The organism is Allobosea sp. (assembly GCF_017308075.1).
Classification (GTDB): Bacteria; Pseudomonadota; Alphaproteobacteria; order Rhizobiales; family Beijerinckiaceae; genus Allobosea.
On the sequence record NZ_JAFKFX010000029.1, the window covers coordinates 17,001 to 35,788 of the forward strand.

An 18,788-nucleotide genomic window follows, 5' to 3' on the forward strand; every position below is an offset into this window, starting at 1 on the left:
CCATGAAGACACTCTTCAAATCACTGATGACCGGAGCCATGGCCTCGCTCGCCTTGGGAGCGGCGGCTTTCGCGCAGACTCCGGCCCATGAGGGCAAGCTCGTCGTCTATGCCTCCCACCCGTCCGAAATGGTCGACCATTTCACCAAGATGTTCGGCGACAAATACGGCATTCGCGTCACGACCGTGAAGGCTGGCACCGGCGAGCTGCTGAACCGCATCCGCGCCGAGCGCAACCGCCCGGCCGCCGACGTCATGTGGGGTGGCTTCTCCGATACCGGCGCCTCAGCGCCCGATCTCTTCGACAAGTACAGCTCGCCCGAGCTCGCCAAGGTCGAGCCCAAAATGCTCGATGCCAACGGCTACAACACGCCGTTCGCCGCCAGCACCATGGTGATGATGTACAATAAGAGCCAGGTGAAGCCGGACCAGGCGCCCAAAACCTGGGCCGATCTCGCCAAGCCGGAATGGAAGGGCAAGATCGTCCATGCCGACCCGTCGAAGTCGAGCTCGGCGCTGGCCGCGCTCAACACCTGGCTGCTGATCTACGGCCGCGACGACAAGGGCTGGACGATGGTCGAGAACATGACCAAGAACATGAACATCATCCTCAAATCGAGCCTGGTGTTCCAGCAGGTCGGCCGCGGCGAATACCCGATCGGCGTCACCTATGAGGAAGCTGCGATCAACTACGTCCTCGCCGGTACCGCCGGCATCGTCTACCCCGCCGACGGCACGCTGCTGGAGCCGGAGGGCATGTTCATCGTCAAGGGTGCGCCGAACCCGCAGGCCTCGAAGCTGTTCGCCGACTTCCTGCTCTCCGAGGAGGCTCAGAAGGAACTCACCGCGAAGTTCCCGGGCCGCCGGCCGACCCGCCAGGGCGTCCAGACCCATCCAGAGATGAAGCCGGCAGGCGAGCTCAAGCTGATCGACTACGATGCGAAATGGGCCGCCACCAGCCGGGCCGAAGTGCTCGACAGGATGCAGAAGATCATCGTCAAGACGCAGCAGTAGGCGCTCCCGCCGAGCCGATCGCGGGCGAGAGCACGACCTCTCGCCCGTCCCTCCGTGACAAGCGCGACCGACCGGATTTCCAGATGGCCTCCACTTCCGTCCATATCGATCAGGTGACGAAACGCTATGGCGATTCCATCGCCGTCGACGGCGTCTCCCTCGATATCGCCAAGGGCGAGTTCTTCACCCTGCTCGGCTCGTCCGGCTGCGGGAAGACGACGCTGCTGCGCATTATCGCCGGCTTTCTGAAGCAGACGAGCGGACGCATCCTGTTCGGCAACAGCTGCATCGACGATCTGGCGCCGCAGCACCGCAATACGGGCATGGTGTTCCAGAGCTACGCGATCTTTCCGCATCTCAGCGTCGTCGACAACATCGCCTACGGCTTACGGGCCCGCGGCCTGAAGGCCGCCGAGGTCAAGCAGAAGGTCGACACCTATCTGGCGCTGACCCGTCTCTCCCATCTCGGCCACCGCAAGCCCCGCGAACTCTCCGGCGGACAGCAGCAGCGCGTCGTGCTCGCACGCGCCATGGTGATCGAGCCCGACGTGCTGCTCATGGACGAACCGCTCTCCAATCTCGACACCGAGATGCGCATGCATCTGCGCACCGAGATCCGCGCGCTGCAGCGCAAGATCGGCGTGACCACGATCTATGTCACGCATGATCAGGAGGAAGCCCTGCTGATGTCGGATCGGATCGCGGTGATGCGCGGCGGCCGACTGGAGCAGGTCGCCAGCCCGCACGACATCTACAACAAGCCGAGCACGCGCTTCGTTGCGAGCTTCATCGGCGAGAACAATTTCCTGCCGGCGGTCCATCGCGGCAATGCCGAGGCCGGTTTCGTCCGGATCGAGCTGCCGGGCGGCCAGTTCACGGCGAAGCTGCGCGGCGAGCTGCCGCAAGGCGCCCTCGAAGCCGCCTTCCGCCCGCAGGACATCGAATTGCGCCCGCTCGACGGCGATGGTGACGGGCTCGTCGGGACGCTGACCGACATTCAGTTCCTCGGCGGGACCGTGCGCTATGCCATCGATCTCGGTGGTGGCCATCTCGTCCAGGTCGCGGGGGCGAGCCGGACCGGCGTCATGCTCCCCGAGATCGGAACCCGGCACCGCCTCGGCCTGTCGCCAGCTGCCATCGCCCTGTTCGCGCCCGAGGCTGCCTGATGAGCGCCGTCACCGACACGGAGACCCCGCTGCGGCGCGGCGGCGGGCTCGCCCGTCATTTCGGCTTCTGGCCGGTGGTCACGGCCATCGTCCTCGTCCTCATCGTCGGGCTCCTGCTGGTGCCCGTCGCGAACATCGTCGGCGTCAGCCTCTCGGCCGGGGCCAAGACCGGCAGCATCTTCGAGAACTACGTCAACTTCTTCTCCGAACGCTTCTACTACCAGACGCTGATCAACAGCTTCTGGGTCAGCATCTGGGCGATGATCTTCGCCGTCTGCCTCGGCGTTCCTGCCGCCTATTTCGTCAATCGCTACGAGATCTGGGGACGCGGCTTCGTGCGCGCCGCCGTCGTCCTGACTTTCGTCTCCCCACCCTTCATCGGTTCCTATTCCTGGGTCGTCCTGTTCGGGCGCAGCGGCGTCCTGACCCAGTTCTTCAATTCGATCGGCGTCTCGCTGCCCTCGATCTACGGGGCCTCGGGGATCATCTTCGTCTTCACGCTGCAGTTCTTCCCCTTCGTCTTCCTGCTCGTCTCCTCGGGCCTGAAGTCGATCGACCAGAGCGTCGAGGATGCCGCCCGCAATCTCGGCTCCAGCGAGTTCCGCACCTTCCGTACCGCGATCGCCCCCTTGCTGGTGCCCTCGATCACCACGAGCGCCCTGCTGGTCTTCATCGCCTCCTTCACCGATCTCGGCACGCCGATCATTCTCGGCGAACGCTTCCGGGTCCTGCCCGTCCTGATCTATGGCGAGTTCGTCAACGAGTTCGGTGGCCGCCCGGTCCTTGCAAGCGCGCTCTCGGTGCTGCTCCTGTCGGTCACAACGGGGGCGCTCCTGCTGCAACGCTGGCTTTCGGCGCGGTTTTCCTACGCGACCTCGGCGATCCGCCCGCTGCAGGTCCAGGAACAGCCGCTGGGCAAGCGCATCGCCGCGACGGCCTTCGTCTTCCTGCTGATCGGCTTCGCGCTCCTGCCGCTGGTGAACATCGTCGTCTCGTCATTCCTGCAGTCGAACGGGCCGGTCCTGGTCGCGAGCTTCACGCTCGACAATTACGCGCGCATCCTCGATCGGATCACGCTGCCGCTCTGGAACACGCTGTTCTACACCACGGTCGCGACGATGCTCTGCGCGATCATCGGGACGGCGATCGCCTACATCATCGTGCGCCGGCCGGGGCCGGTTTCGAGCCTGCTCGATACCGTGGTGATGTTCTCCTATGCGGTTCCGGGGATCGTGCTGGGCGTCGGCCTGGTCGTGACCTATCACGAACCGCCCTTCGCCCTGACCGGCACCGCGGCCATCATCATCTTGGCCTATTTCATCCGCCGGCTGCCCTTCTCGGTCCGGTCCTCGGTCAGCATGCTGCAGCAGATCTCGCGCGATACCGAGGATGCCTCGATCAATCTCGGTGCGGGGCCGGGGCGAACCTTCGCCAAGATCACCGTGCCCTTGCTGGCGACGGCGATCCTTTCGGGCGCGCTGCTGACCTGGTCGAATACCATCCGCGAACTCAGTGCGACGCTGATCCTGCAGTCGGGAACGACGACGACGGTCGCGATCGAGATCTTCAACGAGGTCGTGAACGGCAATTTCGGCCTCGCATCGGCGCTGGGCACGGTGCTCATCCTGCTGACCTTCCTGCCGCTGGTCGTGCTGTTCACGCTGCTCGGCAAGAAGGAGGAGGCCCTTGTCTGAGGCATGGCCCGAGATCGGGTAAGGAGCCAGTACCAGCCCCTGACGCACAGCGAGCGTTCGATGATGGGTTGGGCGCCAGAAGCTCAGCTGCTCCTGGCACCCAGGACGCCTACCGACCAGTTTGCGTACCGAGCCGCAGCCTATCGCTTCGCGCAGCGTGTCCCATGCTGATGATGACCGCCACCAGACCGGCTGCCGAGGTCAGGGCCCCGGCCAGCGCGACCATCGGATAACCAAGCCCGGCGGCAATGACGCCGCCTCCAAGCGCAGCTCCAAATGCGTTGCCGAGGTTGAAGGCACCGATGTTCACGGCCGATGCGAGGTTCGGCGCGTCGGAGGCCGCCGACATCACCCGCACCTGCAGCGGTGGGACCAGCGCGAAGCTCGCGATACTCCAAAGGAAGATCAGCACGGCACTCACAGCCGCATGCCCCATCAGGATCGCGAAACCGACGAGAACGGCCGATAGCGACGCCAGCGTCACGATCAGCGTCCGGTCGACCGAACGGTCGGCGAAGCGGCCGCCCAGCCAATTGCCGATGGTGAGGCCCACGCCATAGGTGAACAGCATCGCCGTCACGAAGGCGGACGAGGCCTGCGTCGCCTCCTGCAGGATCGGAGCGATATAGGTGAAGACGGTGAACATGGCGCTCGACGCGATCACCGTCAGGGCCAGAGCGCCGAGCACGGCACCGCGTGTCAGCGCGCGCAACTCCGCCATTGCCTTCGCGTTCTTCGGTGCCGGCAGCGGCGGCAGGGTCAGCCGTAGCGCCGCCATGGTCGCCACGCCCAGTGCCGCGATACCCCAGAATGCCGCACGCCAGCCGAGATGCTCACCGGCCCAGCTGGCTAGCGGCACGCCGACGACATTGGCAATGGTCAGGCCCATGAACATTGCCGCTACCGCGCCCGCCTGCCGCTGCGGCGGGACAAGCCCGGCCGCGACGATCGAGCCCACGCCGAAGAAGGCGCCGTGGTTGAAGGAGGTCAGGATGCGCGCGGCCAGCAGCATCCCGTAGCTGTCCGAGACGCCTGCGAGCAAATTGCCGGCCGTGAAGATGCCGGCAAGGCCGATCAGGAGTGTGCGACGCGGCACGCGGCCCGTCGTCAGGGTCATCAGCGGGGCGCCGATCATCACGCCCAGCGCATAGGCGCTGATCAGCAGCCCCGCGCTGGGGATCGAAACGCCCAGATCGTTGGCGATGACGGGGAGCAGCCCCATCGGTGCAAACTCGGTGACGCCGATGCCGAAGGCGCCTACCGACAGCGCGATCAAGCCGGGATTGAGGTTCATGGCGACACCTCAGACAGCGCGCGGCGCCAGGCGGGCGAAGCCCTCCTGCTGCCGATAGGGCGTGTGAGGATAGGGTGGGAGCACCTCGCTCGCGGCATCGAGCGCCGCGACCTGATCGGCGGTCAGCGACCAGCCGATGGCGCCGAGATTCTGGCGCAATTGCTCTTCGTTGCGCGCGCCGATGATCACCGACGCGACGGTCGGACGCTGGAGAAGCCAGTTCAGTGCGATCTGCGGCACTGTGCGGCCGGTCTCGTCGGCGACGGCCTCGATTGCGTCGATGACGCGATAGAGAAGCTCGGTCTCGACGGGCGGAGCGAACTGCTCGGTTTCGTGCAGGCGACTGCCTTCGGGCACCGGCCGGTCGCGGCCGATCCTGCCCGTCAGGCGTCCCCACCCTAGCGGGCTCCAGACCAGCGCTCCGATGCCCTGGTCGAGGCCGAGCGGCATCAACTCGGTCTCATAGGCGCGTCCGATCAGCGAGTAATAGACCTGATGCGCGACGAGGCGCGGCCAGCCATGGCGATCGGCGACGGCCTGCGCCTTCATCAACTGCCATCCGGGGTAGTTTGAGACACCGGCATAGCGCAGCTTGCCATCGACGATCAGCCGGTCGAGCGTGCCCATCAGCTCCTCGACCGGCGTCGACGCATCGAAGGCGTGAAGCTGGAGCAGGTCGATATGGTCGGTGCCGAGGCGCTTCAGCGAGGCTTCGACCGCGCGGACGAGCCGCGACCGCGACGCGCCCCAGTCCTGGGGGCCGTCGCCCATCGGCAGTCCGGTCTTGGTCGAGATCAGGACGTCGCCGCGCCGGCCGCGCACCGCCTCTCCGAGGATTTCCTCCGAGGCGCCGTTTGAATAGACGTCCGCGGTGTCGAACAGCGTGACGCCGGCCTCCAAGCAGATGTCGATCAGCCGCCGCGCCTCGCGGCTGTCGCTCTGTCCCCAGGCGCTGAACAGCGGGCCTTTGCCGCCGAAGGTGCCCGTTCCGAAACTCAAGGCCGGAACGCGCAGCCCCGACGACCCCAGTTGACGATAGTCCATGGCTCTCTCTTCTGTTGCTATGTTGATGCACAGATAGAGGTGAGGCAGGCACGGGATTACCCGGGTTGACCGGCGAGGATATCTGCGATGGACGCAAAGACACCACCGAGCGCCGATCGGGCGCATTCGTTGGCGATGTTCGTAGCCGTGGTCGAGCAGGGCAGTTTCTCGGCGGCGGCGCGACTGCTGGGCTTGAGTCCTTCAGCGGTGAGCCGGACAATCGACCGCATCGAGGCCCGGCTCGGCGTGCGGCTCCTGCTGCGCTCGACGCGAGCGCTCTCGATCACCGCCGAGGGACAGGCCTATCTGCAGGCAGCACGGCGGATTCTCGCCGATCTCGACGATGCCGAGCAGCAGATCGCCGATCAGGGCGCCCCGCGCGGCCGCCTGCGGGTCAGCGCCGCACTGTCGCATGGGCGGCTCTGCGTCGTGCCGCTGCTCGGCGAGTTTGCGGCGCTCTATCCGCATATCCTTGTCGACATCGCGCTGACCGACACGCTGGTGGACATCGCCGCCGGCCAGGCCGATGTCGCGATCCGCTTCGGACCGCTCGCCGACAGCGCGCTGACGGCGCGCAAGCTGGGCGAGACCCGGCGGGTCATCGTGGCCTCGCCCGATTATCTGTGCCGCTTCGGCACGCCGCAGGTGCCGGAGGACCTTCACCATCACAACTGCCTGAACTTCAACTTCCGCCGTGTCGAGCCGGTCTGGCCCTTCTCTCGTGCCGGCCGCGACTTCGCCCTGACGGTGAAAGGCAGCATCGAAGCCAATAATGGCGAGACACTGGGCCAACTCGCGGCGATCGGCGTCGGCATCGCCCGCGTGGGCGCTTTCAGCGTCGTGCAGGAGATCGCCGATGGGCGGCTGGTCCCGATCCTGGAGGAGTTCAACCCGGGCGATGTGGAGGTGATCCACGCCGTGTTCGTCGGCGGCGCCACCACGCCAGCGCGCATCAGAGCCTTTGTCGACTTCATGGCGGGACGGCTATAGCGAGCCATGCCCACATGCGAACAGCCGGCGGCACGCAGGACCCCCGTGACCGGCATCGCACCGGTCACGGGGGTCGCATCGATCTGTAGGCTCAGCACGCTACCCTCGCAACAAGGGGCGGGGCCGATGCCCGGCTTCAGAAGCCGCTGCGCGACCCGACCGGATTGTCGAGCAATCCGGTCGCTGCGCGTGTCAGCGCTGGCCGTCGCCGACGCTGACCTTCTCCTTGAGCAGGCCGCCAAGGCGCGAATGGACGCGCCCGCCGGTGCCCATGACGAGCGAGAACAGGATCTCGCGCGGCTTCGGCGCGTCCTGGATACCGATCTCGATGCTGTTGAAGTGGCTGCGCACGTAGGAAGCGTGGATATAGTGCACCGGCACCATCATGCGATAGCCGGCCGAGGCCACGGCCTTGACGGCCGGAACCATCGCCTTGGGCTCGCCGAGGACGGTGCGCATCGCCCAGCCGCCGGCCTCGTGCCAGACCGCGCCATGCTCCATCTCGCCATCGATGCCGACGATCGCGGCCTTGCTGTAGACCTCGATGTTCTCCTTGCCACCCAGCGTCTCGACGAGCTCGGTCGCCAGCAAGGTGCCGAGCGAGCGCAGTTCGGCCATGAAGGGCATGAGATCCGGCTCATAGCGGCCGGCATAGGGGTTGGCGATCACCGCGCTCGCGGCGGCGAGCTTGAGCGGCTTCTCCGGGGCCGGCCCGCCCTCGTGATAGATCGTCTCGACGATCAGGCTGCGCTTGCGAATGGCGATGAGCGACATGGTCTATCTCCGATTGGCGTCGTGCGGTACGTTTCAGGAGCGGGTCGCGGCGCTTCGCCGTGCGACATGCCGGTAGATGCTGGTATTGTCAGCGCCCGGCTCGGCCTCGTCGACAGCTTCTTTCCAGACGCTGTCACACAGCCGCAGCAGCCGCCCGTCGACGCCGGTGACGCCCTGCAGCTTAGCGGCGGTCGCGATGTCCTTGGCCTGCAGCGCGAGCGCGAAGCCGCCGGCGAAATCGCGCGGGATGATAAATTGCTTGAGCTTGGTCTCGCTGGCGACGTTGCGGCCGCTCGAGGCGTTCAGCACATCGGCGAAGATGCCGGGATCGAGTTCCATGCGCTCGGCGATCGCCAGCGCTTCCGAGACCGCGAGCAGCCCGGCGGCGTAGACGTAGTTGTTGAGCGCTTTCATCGCATGGGCGGAGCCGATGGCGCCGGTGCGGATCAATGTCGCGCCCATCCGCGCCAGGATCGGCTCGATGCGCGCGAAAGTCGCCTCGTCAGTGCCGGCCATGATCGCCAGCGTTCCCGCACGCGCCTTGGCGACAGCGCCGGAGACGGGGGCATCGACGAAGCCGATGCCCGCCGCTGCCAGGACCGGCGCCAGGCGGATGGTCTCGGTCGGGTCGGACGAGCCCATGTCGATGATGGTGCTGCCCCGCCGCAGGATCCGGACCAGGCCGGGCTCGCCGTCAGCACCCTCGATCACGCGCGAGGTGATCGCGCTGTTCGGCAACATGGTGATCACGACGTCGCAGCCGGCGAGATCCTCCAACCTGGTGCTCGTCGATAATGCGTTGCCGTATGAGGGCAGGCTCGTCAGGGCCTCAAGCGCCGCGGGTGCGCGGTCGAAGGCGATGACGGCGAGCCCGTCGCGGCTCGCCAGATTCTCGACCATCGGGCGTCCCATCATCCCGAGGCCGATAAAACCGATCGTGGTGGTCACCTGTCACGCGCTCCCGGGTCAGTCGATCTTGTAGTCCATCCAGGCTGCGACCATGTCGCGCAGCGCGGAGCCTTCCTGGAACTGTTCGCGGCTGCCGTCAGCCTTGTTGCGCCCCAGTTCGAGGATGTAGAGGTGGTCGGAAATCTCGGCGCAGCGACGCACGTTCTGGTCGACGAGGATGACCGTCATCCCCTCATCCGCGAAGGAGCGGATCAAGGTGTAGAACTCGCGCGAGATCTTCGGTGCCAGCATCGCCGTCGGCTCGTCGAGCAAGATGACGGACGGCTCGAGCAGAAGTGCGCGACCGAACTCGACGAAACGCTGCTGGCCGCCGCTCATGCTGGAAACCGGATCGTTGCGCTTGTCCCTGAGAATCGGGAAACGGTCGTAGATCGCATCGATGCGCCGCCGGACGCGCGCCTTGTCGTGGCGGAACACCCAGCAGCCCAGCACGAGATTGTCCTCGACCGAGAGATCGGCGAACAGGCTGCGATGCTGCGGGACGAAGGCGACGCCTTCTCCGGCGCGGTCATGCGGCTTCTGCCGGCTGATATCGCGCCCGTGCAGGGTGACCGAGCCCGAGCGCAAGGGCAGCAGACCGAAGAAGGTCTTCAGCGCGGTCGATTTGCCGGCGCCGTTGGGGCCGATGATGCCGGTGACCTGTCCGGCCCGCGCTTCGATGCTGACCTTGTTCAGGATGGTGATGTCACCGTGATAGGCGACGGTGACGTCCTTGATGGCCATGGTGGGGCTGGACATGTCAGGCTCCCAGATAGGCTTCGATCACAGCAGGATCGTTGCGCACCGTGTTGGCGTCCCCCTCGCAGAGCAGGGTCCCCTCGTTGAGTACGATCACATGGCCCGAAAGCTGGTAGATCGAGGTCAGGTCGTGGGAGACCAGAACCACCGAGCAGTCGTGCTCGCGCGGCAGCTCGGCGATGATCGCGATCAGAAGCTGGGCGAGGCCGGGGTTCACGCCGGCGAAGGGCTCGTCGAGCAGGATGACCTTCGGCTTCGCGACCATGATCCGGGCGAGCTCCAGCAATTTCTGCTGTCCGCCCGACAGTTCCTCGGCGAAATTATGCCTCAGCCCGAAGAGCTGGACCTTGTTCAGCCAGTAGGAGGATGCCTCGTAGCGCTCCGCCGCGCTCAAGCCCATCTGGCCCTGCGCGACATCGAGATTGTCGAGCAGCGACAGGTGCGAGAAGACGCGCGGCACCTGGAAGGTACGCCCGATACCTCGCCGGGCGATGGTGTGGACCGGCAGGCCCCCGATCTCCTTGCCGTCGAGCCGGATGCTGCCGCTATCGGGCTGGTAGATGCCGTTGATGCAGTTCAGCATCGTGGTCTTGCCCGAGCCGTTCATGCCGATCACGCCCAGGATCGCGCGGCGCGGCAGATGGAAACCGACGCCGCGCAGCGCGGCGACGCCGCCAAAGCGCTTCTGAAGTCCTTCAACCTTCAACATGACGATGCCCCGGTCAGCGCAGCGCCTGCCGGCCGAGCAGGCCGGTCGGGCGGACGAAGATGGTCGCGACCATCAGTACGAAGCCGCAGATCGTCGCGATCGACGGGTTGAAATAGATCGACGCGACCTGCTCGGTGACGGCGAAGAGAATGGCGCCGAGCATCGCCCCGATCGGATGGCCAAGACCGCCGAGCACGATGACGACGAAGCCGATCAGCGTGTAGTCCGCACCGACGAAAGGCGAGAAGGATGGGAAGACGAGCGCCGTCAGGATGCCGGTCACGCCGGCGAGGCCGATGCCGAGGCCGAAAGCGATCGCCGAGAGCTGTTCGACCTTGATTCCGACGATGCGCACGGCGTCGCGATTCATGATGATCGCTCGCAGAGCCTTGCCGGTATGGGTCCGGTACAGGAAGTAGGCCAACCCGGCGACGATCATCAACGCGGCGGCGAGCGCGACCAGCCTTACGGTCGGCACGACGACCGGTCCGAACGTCAGGAAGACCGGCTCCATTTCGAAGGACAGCGAGCGGGCATCGGCGTCGAAGACGAGCAGCATCAGAGCGCCCATGGAGATCGAGACGCCGAACATCAGCAGAAGCGACGAGATCTCGGGGTCGTCAGCCTTGGCCAAGGGCGGGATCAGCACGAAATAGAGCAGGTAGCTGACACCGAAGAACACGGCGAAGGTCAGAGGCATCGCCAGGAAGGGCTGGATGCCGAGCGCCTGCAACAGGAACCAGGCGAAATAGGCGCCCAGGATGACGAACTCGCCATGGGCGAAGTTCACGACGCGCAGCACGCCGAATACGATGTTCAGGCCGGCACCGATCAGACCGTAGATCACGCCCATGATCAGGCCGTTGATGATGCCTTGAAGGAGAAGTCCGCTCACGATGTTTCCCCTCAGGCGATGAAGCGCCGCAGCTGCGGCCGCCGCTTCAGCACGGTTCCGACGATCCCGCGCGGCAGGAAGAGCATCAGCGCGATGATGACGAGACCGAGCAGGAGCAGGTTGATCAGCGGGAATTTCTGCCAGATCACATGGTCGATCCCGAGCAGCACTGCGGCGCCGACCACCGGGCCGATAATCGTGCCGAAACCGCCCGCCATCGCGTAGACGATGCTCTTCGCGGTGATCAGCACGTGGAAGGCGTATTCGGGATCGATGATATTGGTGTGCCAGGCCTCGACGCCCCCGGCGAGCGCCGGGAACAGCGCCGCAAGCAGCCAGGCCACGAGGCGGGTACGCGGCACGTCGATGCCGATGCAGGCGGCCGCTCCATCGTCGTCACGGATCGCCTTGAGCGCCTTGCCGAGCGCCGACTGCGCCAGCCAGAGCACGCTGAGCAGCGTCGCCGCCATGACGAGGAGCATGGCATAGTAGCTGGCGAAGGGGTTGTTCGAGGAGGACAGGATCAGCCCCATGCTGCCGCCGGTGATGTCGGAGGGCAGGTTGGCGATGATCAGGCGCATGATCGTGGCCAGCGCCAGACTGACGATGCCGAAATAGACGCCCTTGAGCCGCAGCGTCGGCGCGAGCAGGAGCGCCAGGCAGATGCCGGCGACCCCGGATGCCACGAGAGCCAGCGGGATCGGCCAACCGAGGACCTTGTAGCAGATGCCGGCCGCATAGGCGCCAACGCCGTAGAAGACGACATAGCCAAAGGGCAGGTAGCCGGTGAAACCGACCACGATGTTGAGCGCGCTCGCCATCGTGATCCACAGCATGAGGTAGAAGGCGAAGGAGGTATTGCCGGTCAGCACCGGCACGAGCGCAAGCGCCGCAATGACCGCAGCAAAGAACGCTGCCGCCATGCGCGCGCGCAGTCGCTCGCCACCCTCATCCTGTCTGCGACTGGCCTCGACCGCCGCCGCGTGATCCGCCGACTGCATGTCACCTCCCTGATGGCCGAGCGCGAGCTGCCCGACTCCTTATCCGGAGGCATCATAACTACAGGTTACTTCCTGTGTCCATTTTCTTTGCAGAGCCTCGGCCGAAAATTGCGCCCTTGCCCGACGAGGAGAGCCGGCCGACCCCGCGACAGGCTCCGCGGATCACTGGCGGAGCAAGGCGATGAACCGCTTCGCCAACGGCCCCGGCGGCCGATTACGGCTGTGGACAATGCTGGTCCGCAGCGAGATTTTTTCCTTGAGCGGCCGGGTCACGACGTTCAGCCAGGACAGGTTCCGCGCCGTGAACTCGTCAACGAGCGCGACACCAACGCCTGCATCGACCAGCGCACAGGCCTGCAGGCTGTTCGTCACGTCGGCGCAGACCCGGCAGGGCAAGCCGGCCTGCTCGAAGGCGCTACTCGTGAGCATGCCGAACGGCATGCGGCTGCCGACGAGAATATGCGGATAAGGAGACAGATCCGCGAGCGATACCAACGGCTTGACGGCCAGTGGATGATTCCGCGGAAGCGCCGCGAGCATACGCCCTTCGAACAGCGGCAGAACGGTCAGGAGCGGATGATCCGTCAACATGACCAGAAGACCAAGCTCAGCCTCGCCCTGAAGCACGCTCTCGATCATCTCCGGCACGGCGCCGGTTTCCAAGCGCACGACAATTTCGGGGTTTTCCAGCCGGAAACGCGCGATAACGCCGGGAACAATGGCGTAGGCCAGGCTGGGAATCGATGCCAGGGACAGCGCGCCGCCGCCCTCTTTCGTCAGACTGTCGGCGATATCGTTGACGCGGCGCATGATCTTCTGCGCCTTGGCGATCTCGTCGAAAAGCAGCCGCACCTGCTCGGTCGGCTGCAACTTGCCGCGCACGCGCTCGAACAAGCTGCTGCCGAGCTGGGCCTCGATTTGCGAGAGCATCTTGCTGACGGCGGGCTGACTGACATTCAGCAGCCGGGCAGCCCCGCTCGATGACCCAGCCATGACGATGGCCCACAGGATTTCCGTCTGCCTGAAATTCAGCGCCATGGCCCGCTCGCCTGTTACTTGACGTTATAGGTGGATTGGATCAGCTTGCGGATCAAGCCATGAAGGCTCGCGCCGGCGGACGCTGGCGTCACGCGATAGCAGGGAGGAATGTTCATGAGGTCAACACTGTTTCGGACGGTGAGCGTCGGTGCACTTGGCGCGCTCATCATGGCCGGCGCGGCCGAGGCCGCCGAAAAGCTCCGCGTCGGCATGACCGTCTCGTCGACCGGCAGCTTCGCGCTCGCCTCGCAGTCAGGCGCACGCGGCATCGATATCTGGGTGGACGACGTCAACAAGCGCGGCGGCATCGAGATCGGCGGCAAGAAGGTCCCGGTCGAGATCGTCAAGCTGGACGATCGCAGCGACAAGCAGATGGTCACGCGCGTCTACGAGAACCTGATCTCCGACGAGAAGGTGGATTTGGTCTTCGCGCCGTTCGGCTCGACGCTGACCGCTGCGGCCGCGACCGTGACCGAGCGTCACGGGAAATACATGATGGTCTGGTCGGCCGCCAGCAATGATCTCTATCGCCAGGGCTTCAAATATATGGTGTCCGGCACGCAGATGCCGGTGTCGGCCATCCTGCGGGCGTCGACGGAACTGGCCAAGGATCTCGGCGTCAAGAAGGTCGCGATCATCCACTCCGACGAACCCTATCCGGCCGGCGAGGCGGAAGGCGGGCGCGAGCTCGTCAAGGAGGCGGGCATGGAGCTCGTCCTGCTCGAGAAATTCCCCAAGGGACAGAAGGACTTCAGCACGATCCTGCAGAAGGTCCGCGCCAGCGGTGCCGAAGCGCTGTTCCCGGCGGCCTATGAGGGCGACCAGATCAGCATTCTGCGCCAGATGAAGCAGCTCAACATCCATTTCCCGTTCGTGTTCATGGAATATGCCTCGACGCCGCAGTTCGCGGCCGCCGTGGGCAAGGATGGCGCCTATATCTTCAGCCACACCAACTACCATCCGGCGATCAACTGGGCGGTCACGGCCGGGTTGAACCGCCAGCAGTTCGCCGACGCCTACAAGGCGAAATTCCCGAACGCCGAGTTCGCGCCGGACTATCAGACCGTCCTGGCCTATGGCGCGGGCGTGCTGACCGAGGAAATCATCAAGAAGGCCGGGAGCACCGATGCGGCGGCCCTGAAGAAGGCCTCGCTCGATCTCTCCGACAAGGTGACGGTCCTCGCCGGCCCCTATGCGATCGACGAGACCGGCAAGCAGCTGAAGATGCCTTTCCCGGTCCTCCAGGCGCAGACCGACGGGCGGCTCGAAACCGTCTGGCCGAAGGATGTCGCCACCGTGAAGCCGGTCTTCCCGATCCCGGCCTGGAACAAGCGCTGATCCTGAACGGGACCGGCTCCGCGATGGAGCCGGTCCCCAATTTTTGAGTCATTCATGCCCGACCTGACCTCGGCCACGCTTTCGACGCTGGCCGCCGGCCTCGAAGCCGGAACCTATTCAAGCCGCTCCCTGACCGAATATTATCTCGACCGCATCCGGCGGCTCGATGGAGCGCTGAACGCCTTCGCCTCGGTCGACGAGGTGGCCGCGCTCGATCTGGCCGATGCAGCCGACCGGCGTCGCGCGGCGGCCTACGGGCTGGGCCCGCTGGATGGCCTGCCGATTGCGGTCAAGGATCTCTGCGACATCAAGGGACGTGTCACCACAGCCGGTTCGCGTGTCTGGAGCGAGCGTCGCGCAGATGCGACAGCCCCGGTGGTCCAGCGCCTGATCGAGGCCGGCATGGTGGTTCTCGGCAAGACGCAGATGGTCGAATTCGCCTTTGGCGGCTGGGGAACCAACCCGCATCTCGGCACGCCGCTCAACCCGTGGGATCTGAGCGAACCGCGGATTCCGGGTGGCTCGTCGAGCGGATCCGGCGTCGCGGTGGCCGCAGGCCTCGTTCCTGCCGCGCTCGGCTCGGATACAGGCGGGTCCGTGCGAATCCCGGCTGCGGCGAATGGCGTGACCGGCCTGAAGACCTCGCGCGGCCGGATCGATCTGGCCGGCACCGTCCCGCTGTCCTCGACGCTCGACACGATCGGGTTTCTCGCCCGGACCGCCGAGGATGCGCTTCTCCTGACCCGGGCCGTCGGTGACGCCCCCCGGCATGGCGATCAGGCCAGCTGGCCCGGGACGGAACGTGCACGCCCGCTCGCAGGCATCCGCATCGCGACCATGGACCCGCGCCATTATCCCGTGCCGGTTGCCGACGATGTCCAAACGGCAACGGAAGCGGCGATCGCAACCTTTCGCGAGCTGGGCGCCACCATCGAGATAGCGACCGTCCCCTTCGATTTCATGCGCCTCATGCAGGCGAACGGGGTGATCATCGCCTCGGAGGCCTATGCCTATCACCGCCACCATATCGAGGATGAGGCACTCCCCTTCGGGCCAGGCGTCCGGAGCCGCGTGCTCAGCGGCAAGGCGATCTCCGCCTCGGCCTATCTCGACGCGCTGGGCTATCATCGTGAGATGCAGCTGGTCTGGCAGCGCTGGAGCAAGGAGTATCACGCGCTGCTGACGCCCTGCCTGGCGGATCCTGCCATCCCCGTGTCGGAGGTTACCGAGGACTTCTCCTCGCCCGCGGTCTTCACCCGCGCCGGAAACTTCGTCGATGCGACGGGCCTTGCCCTTCCCGCCGGCTTTTCGGGTTCCGGGCTGCCGGTCGGCATCCAGCTGCTTTCGGCCCCCGCTTCGGAGGCGTTCATTGCCCGCCTTGGCGCTGTCTTCCAGCAGGTGACGGAATGGCACAATTGCGCGCCGGATCTTTCAGCCCTCGATTCGTAGAGCATTTCCGGGCGAAGCGGATACCGCCCCCCCTCCCCCGCGGTGGGGGCGCGGAGGCTCGCGCCGACCGCATCGGCCGGGTCCGCACGCGGCAACTGACGATCCTCTGGTTCTCGTTCTTTTCGATGCTCTACGGAGTTGGAATTGGCCCGCTTCCGTAACAGTCGACGGAAGCGGATCAACTCCATGCCGTCACTGCCGCGAGCCCCGGCGCTTCAGGATCGCCGGGGTGCAGGGCCCGCCGAGCCAGCCGACAACCACACATGTGCGGTTCGGCAGCGCAGCCGAGCCCAATGTCCGCGCATGCCATGTCAGCTATGGCGGCCCGCATCGTCCCTTCATCCGCTCCAAGCCTTCCCGAAACGGCAACCCAAGCAATATCAACGCCCGAGCCGCGCGCTGATTTCGGCAGCGGCCTCCAGTACCAGCGGAAGATCGCGCGGCTTGCCATCCTGCATGACGAATTGCGGGGTCAGGGCGGTGATGCTGATGCTGCCGGCGAGTGCGCCTGCATGGTCGAAGACTGGTGCACCGAGGCCCGACAGGCCGAGCGTGTAGTCATCCACGGCGAATTCCCAGCCGCGCTGCCTGATATCGTCCGCGGCAGCCTCAAGCGCAGCCGGATCCGTCACGGTATGCACGGTGTGGCGCGGCAGCGGCCCGCTCAACACATGCGCACGCTCCTCGCGCGGCAGGAAGGCGAGCAGGACGCGTGGGCCGCCGGCGCAGTTCATGGCGATGCGGGTACCGATGGCGGACCAGGGCGTGACGATATGGAGATCGGGCCCTTTGACACGGTCGAGGCACAGGGCAAAGCCCCGAAAATACGTCCAGATGAACGAGGTCGCCCCGGTCCGTTCGGAGAGGCGGGCCAGAATCGGCGCCGCGATATCGCGCAGGTCGCTGCCATAGCGTACGCCCGGAACGAGCAGGAGAATGCCCGGCCCAAGGGCGTAGGTCTTGGTGCTGTCGTCAAACTCGATGAACTCGGCCGTGGCGAGTGTCTGCAGCAGCCGCCGCGTGGTGCTCTTGTCGAGGCCAGTATGTCGCGTCAGCTCCGCAAGCGACAGCCGTGAGGCGGCAGGGCTGAAGGCGCGCAGAATCGCCATGGCCCGCTCGACGGCACGCACTTTGGACAGTCCGTCTCTTGCTTCCATCGCAGCCTCTTTCACGACCTGTTTCGCGAACGGGCAAGCCTGCTAATGCTCACGACGACGTATCGCCTGATGATACCTCGTGACACAGCTTGACACCATCGCAAAGTGCTTTTCCTATTGCAGCGTCGAACCGAAGCTCGCTCATAAGAAGCGCGCCGGAAGCTCAGGCGGGCAACCTGCCAGGGCGAGGAGGGATGATGGCACTGGCGCCCGAACTGCAGAACGCCATTATTGCGTCGGTCGAGAAGGGTTTCGACGACCAGATCGCCTATACTCGCAAGCTGGTCTCGTTTGCCTCGGTGCGTGGCGCAGAACATGCCGTGCAGGATTTCACCTATCGCGAATTGAGCAGCCGCGGCTACGTCATGGACCGATTCGCGATGGACCGAGCGGCGATCGAAGCCCATCCCGGCGGCTCGCCCTGGTCGGAACACCATTCGAAGGCGCCGATCGTCGTCGCGATCCATCATCCGCGCAAGGAAACCGGACGGTCGCTGATCCTCCAGTCGCATCTCGACGTGGTGCCGCCTGGGCCCGAAGCGATGTGGCAGCACAAGCCGTATGGCGGCGAAATCGTGGGCGACTGGATGTTCGGCCGCGGCGCGGGCGACATGAAGGCAGGCGCTGCCGCCAATGTCTTCGCGCTCGATGCGCTGCGTCGTCTCGGCCTGCAGCCGGCGGCGACGGTTTACGTGCAGTCGGTCGTCGAGGAAGAATCGACCGGCAACGGCGCCCTGATGACGCATCTGCGCGGCTACAAGGCCGATGCGGTGCTGATCCCCGAGCCGGAGGACAACAAGCTGGTCCGGGCCAATGCCGGCGTGATCTGGTTCCAGGTCGAGGTGCGCGGCGTGCCGGTGCATGTGCGTGAGATGGGCCAGGGCGCCAATGCCATCGATGCCGCCTACCGGGTGATCGGCCGGTTGCGCCAACTCGAAGCAGAGTGGAACACGCGCAAGGCACAGCATCCGCATTTCGAGAATGAGGCGCACCCGATCAACCTGAACATCGGCAAGATCGAGGGCGGCGACTGGGCCTCCTCGGTGCCGTGCTGGTGCGTGTTCGATTGCCGGATCGCGATTTACCCTGGCGTGCGCGCCGCCGACGCCGCCAGAGAAATTCGCGAAACGATCGAGAACTTCGCCCGTGGCGATGCATATTTCTCCAATAACGCGCCGCGCATCACCTTCAACGGCTTCCACACCGAAGGCTCTGTGCTGGAGCCGGGCTCGGATGCGGAAGCCGTGCTCGGCCGGGCCCACGAAGCGGTTTTCGCGGCCCCGCTCGAGACCTTCATGACGCCCGCCTATCTCGATACGCGGGTTTACGCGCTGTACGATCAGATTCCGTCACTGTGCTACGGGCCAATTTCCAAAAACATTCATGGCTTCGACGAATGCGTCAGCCTGTCGTCGGTGAAAAGCATCACCAAGGCCATGGCGCTGTTCATCGCGGAGTGGTGCGGAACCGAGCCGCTGGCCGAACCGGCCTAGAAGCGTCGCAGCCGTGTGGCGGCTCC

At 65.5% G+C, this 18,788-nt stretch carries 17 protein-coding genes; 7 read left to right on the top strand and 10 right to left on the bottom strand.

Features of this window, described 5'->3' with window-relative positions; translation table 11 throughout:
- The first annotated feature begins 2 nt into the window (after window positions 1–2).
- From J0J10_RS10675 to J0J10_RS10685, 3 genes are all read left to right on the top strand, one after another.
- Complete coding sequence (locus J0J10_RS10675; RefSeq protein ID WP_291646475.1) at window positions 3–1,013, top strand: extracellular solute-binding protein; 1,011 nt, start codon at window positions 3–5, stop codon at window positions 1,011–1,013.
- Window positions 1,014–1,096: 83 nt separating this feature from the next.
- On the top strand, window positions 1,097–2,179 hold the full coding sequence (locus J0J10_RS10680; RefSeq protein WP_291646476.1) for an ABC transporter ATP-binding protein: 1,083 nt from the start codon (window positions 1,097–1,099) through the stop codon (window positions 2,177–2,179).
- Entirely contained in the window at window positions 2,179–3,873 is a 1,695-nt protein-coding gene (locus tag J0J10_RS10685) for an ABC transporter permease (RefSeq protein ID WP_291646478.1), read from the top strand. Before J0J10_RS10680 ends, J0J10_RS10685 begins: the two co-directional genes overlap by 1 nt.
- 109 nt (window positions 3,874–3,982) lie before the next feature.
- Here J0J10_RS10685 and J0J10_RS10690 read toward each other — a convergent pair whose 3' ends face one another.
- Window positions 3,983–5,167: an MFS transporter gene (locus J0J10_RS10690; protein ID WP_291646480.1), complete on the bottom strand. Its 1,185-nt coding sequence runs from the start codon at window positions 5,165–5,167 to the stop codon at window positions 3,983–3,985.
- Window positions 5,168–5,176: 9 nt separating this feature from the next.
- Window positions 5,177–6,211, bottom strand: coding sequence for an aldo/keto reductase (locus tag J0J10_RS10695; RefSeq protein WP_291646482.1), 1,035 nt, complete (start codon window positions 6,209–6,211; stop codon window positions 5,177–5,179).
- An 87-nt stretch (window positions 6,212–6,298) separates the two neighbouring features.
- Here J0J10_RS10695 and J0J10_RS10700 point away from each other — a divergent pair, with 87 nt between their 5' ends.
- Window positions 6,299–7,201, top strand: coding sequence for a LysR family transcriptional regulator (locus tag J0J10_RS10700; RefSeq protein WP_291646484.1), 903 nt, complete (start codon window positions 6,299–6,301; stop codon window positions 7,199–7,201).
- A gap of 192 nt (window positions 7,202–7,393) precedes the next feature.
- On the opposite strand, the gene J0J10_RS10705 is transcribed toward J0J10_RS10700, so the two are convergent.
- From J0J10_RS10705 to J0J10_RS10735, 7 genes are all read right to left on the bottom strand, one after another.
- Window positions 7,394–7,975, bottom strand: a complete 582-nt coding sequence (locus J0J10_RS10705; RefSeq protein ID WP_291636778.1) for an amino acid synthesis family protein — start codon at window positions 7,973–7,975, stop codon at window positions 7,394–7,396.
- A gap of 33 nt (window positions 7,976–8,008) precedes the next feature.
- Entirely contained in the window at window positions 8,009–8,923 is a 915-nt protein-coding gene (locus J0J10_RS10710; protein ID WP_291646485.1) for an NAD(P)-dependent oxidoreductase, read from the bottom strand.
- Window positions 8,924–8,941: 18 nt separating this feature from the next.
- Window positions 8,942–9,682, bottom strand: coding sequence for a branched-chain amino acid ABC transporter ATP-binding protein (locus tag J0J10_RS10715; RefSeq protein WP_291646486.1), 741 nt, complete (start codon window positions 9,680–9,682; stop codon window positions 8,942–8,944).
- A gap of 1 nt (window position 9,683) precedes the next feature.
- Window positions 9,684–10,391 (bottom strand): ABC transporter ATP-binding protein, encoded by a 708-nt coding sequence (locus tag J0J10_RS10720; RefSeq protein ID WP_291636783.1) that lies wholly within the window; start codon window positions 10,389–10,391, stop codon window positions 9,684–9,686.
- Between the two features lie 13 nt (window positions 10,392–10,404).
- Window positions 10,405–11,286, bottom strand: a complete 882-nt coding sequence (locus J0J10_RS10725; protein WP_291646487.1) for a branched-chain amino acid ABC transporter permease — start codon at window positions 11,284–11,286, stop codon at window positions 10,405–10,407.
- An 11-nt stretch (window positions 11,287–11,297) separates the two neighbouring features.
- Window positions 11,298–12,287, bottom strand: a complete 990-nt coding sequence (locus tag J0J10_RS10730) for a branched-chain amino acid ABC transporter permease (protein ID WP_291640433.1) — start codon at window positions 12,285–12,287, stop codon at window positions 11,298–11,300.
- Window positions 12,288–12,449: 162 nt separating this feature from the next.
- A complete protein-coding gene (locus J0J10_RS10735) occupies window positions 12,450–13,325 on the bottom strand; it encodes a LysR family transcriptional regulator (protein ID WP_291640435.1) in 876 nt (291 codons plus the stop codon).
- A 114-nt stretch (window positions 13,326–13,439) separates the two neighbouring features.
- Between J0J10_RS10735 and J0J10_RS10740 the strand changes: the two genes are divergently transcribed.
- Window positions 13,440–14,663, top strand: coding sequence for an amino acid ABC transporter substrate-binding protein (locus J0J10_RS10740; RefSeq protein ID WP_291640437.1), 1,224 nt, complete (start codon window positions 13,440–13,442; stop codon window positions 14,661–14,663).
- Between the two features lie 54 nt (window positions 14,664–14,717).
- On the top strand, window positions 14,718–16,112 hold the full coding sequence (locus J0J10_RS10745) for an amidase (protein ID WP_291646488.1): 1,395 nt from the start codon (window positions 14,718–14,720) through the stop codon (window positions 16,110–16,112).
- A 380-nt stretch (window positions 16,113–16,492) separates the two neighbouring features.
- Here J0J10_RS10745 and J0J10_RS10750 read toward each other — a convergent pair whose 3' ends face one another.
- Window positions 16,493–17,269 (bottom strand): IclR family transcriptional regulator, encoded by a 777-nt coding sequence (locus J0J10_RS10750; RefSeq protein WP_291640475.1) that lies wholly within the window; start codon window positions 17,267–17,269, stop codon window positions 16,493–16,495.
- A gap of 197 nt (window positions 17,270–17,466) precedes the next feature.
- Here J0J10_RS10750 and J0J10_RS10755 point away from each other — a divergent pair, with 197 nt between their 5' ends.
- The gene (locus tag J0J10_RS10755; RefSeq protein ID WP_291646490.1) at window positions 17,467–18,762 is read left to right on the top strand and encodes an ArgE/DapE family deacylase; all 1,296 of its coding nucleotides are present in this window, start codon (window positions 17,467–17,469) and stop codon (window positions 18,760–18,762) included.
- The last annotated feature ends 26 nt before the right edge of the window (window positions 18,763–18,788 follow it).

Excerpts from the sequence above, each read along its gene's own strand:
- J0J10_RS10705 (WP_291636778.1), bottom strand. The coding sequence starts at position 7,975 with ATGTCGCTCATCGCCATTCGCAAGCGCAGCCTGATCGTCGAGACGATC.
- J0J10_RS10685 (WP_291646478.1), top strand. The coding sequence starts at position 2,179 with ATGAGCGCCGTCACCGACACGGAGACCCCGCTGCGGCGCGGCGGCGGG.
- J0J10_RS10700 (WP_291646484.1), top strand. The coding sequence starts at position 6,299 with ATGGACGCAAAGACACCACCGAGCGCCGATCGGGCGCATTCGTTGGCG.
- J0J10_RS10720 (WP_291636783.1), bottom strand. The coding sequence starts at position 10,391 with ATGTTGAAGGTTGAAGGACTTCAGAAGCGCTTTGGCGGCGTCGCCGCG.
- J0J10_RS10745 (WP_291646488.1), top strand. The coding sequence starts at position 14,718 with ATGCCCGACCTGACCTCGGCCACGCTTTCGACGCTGGCCGCCGGCCTC.
- J0J10_RS10755 (WP_291646490.1), top strand. The coding sequence starts at position 17,467 with ATGGCACTGGCGCCCGAACTGCAGAACGCCATTATTGCGTCGGTCGAG.
- J0J10_RS10750 (WP_291640475.1), bottom strand. The coding sequence starts at position 17,269 with ATGGAAGCAAGAGACGGACTGTCCAAAGTGCGTGCCGTCGAGCGGGCC.
- J0J10_RS10735 (WP_291640435.1), bottom strand. The coding sequence starts at position 13,325 with ATGGCGCTGAATTTCAGGCAGACGGAAATCCTGTGGGCCATCGTCATG.
- J0J10_RS10690 (WP_291646480.1), bottom strand. The coding sequence starts at position 5,167 with ATGAACCTCAATCCCGGCTTGATCGCGCTGTCGGTAGGCGCCTTCGGC.
- J0J10_RS10740 (WP_291640437.1), top strand. The coding sequence starts at position 13,440 with ATGAGGTCAACACTGTTTCGGACGGTGAGCGTCGGTGCACTTGGCGCG.
- J0J10_RS10715 (WP_291646486.1), bottom strand. The coding sequence starts at position 9,682 with ATGTCCAGCCCCACCATGGCCATCAAGGACGTCACCGTCGCCTATCAC.
- J0J10_RS10695 (WP_291646482.1), bottom strand. The coding sequence starts at position 6,211 with ATGGACTATCGTCAACTGGGGTCGTCGGGGCTGCGCGTTCCGGCCTTG.
- J0J10_RS10730 (WP_291640433.1), bottom strand. The coding sequence starts at position 12,287 with ATGCAGTCGGCGGATCACGCGGCGGCGGTCGAGGCCAGTCGCAGACAG.
- J0J10_RS10680 (WP_291646476.1), top strand. The coding sequence starts at position 1,097 with ATGGCCTCCACTTCCGTCCATATCGATCAGGTGACGAAACGCTATGGC.
- J0J10_RS10675 (WP_291646475.1), top strand. The coding sequence starts at position 3 with ATGAAGACACTCTTCAAATCACTGATGACCGGAGCCATGGCCTCGCTC.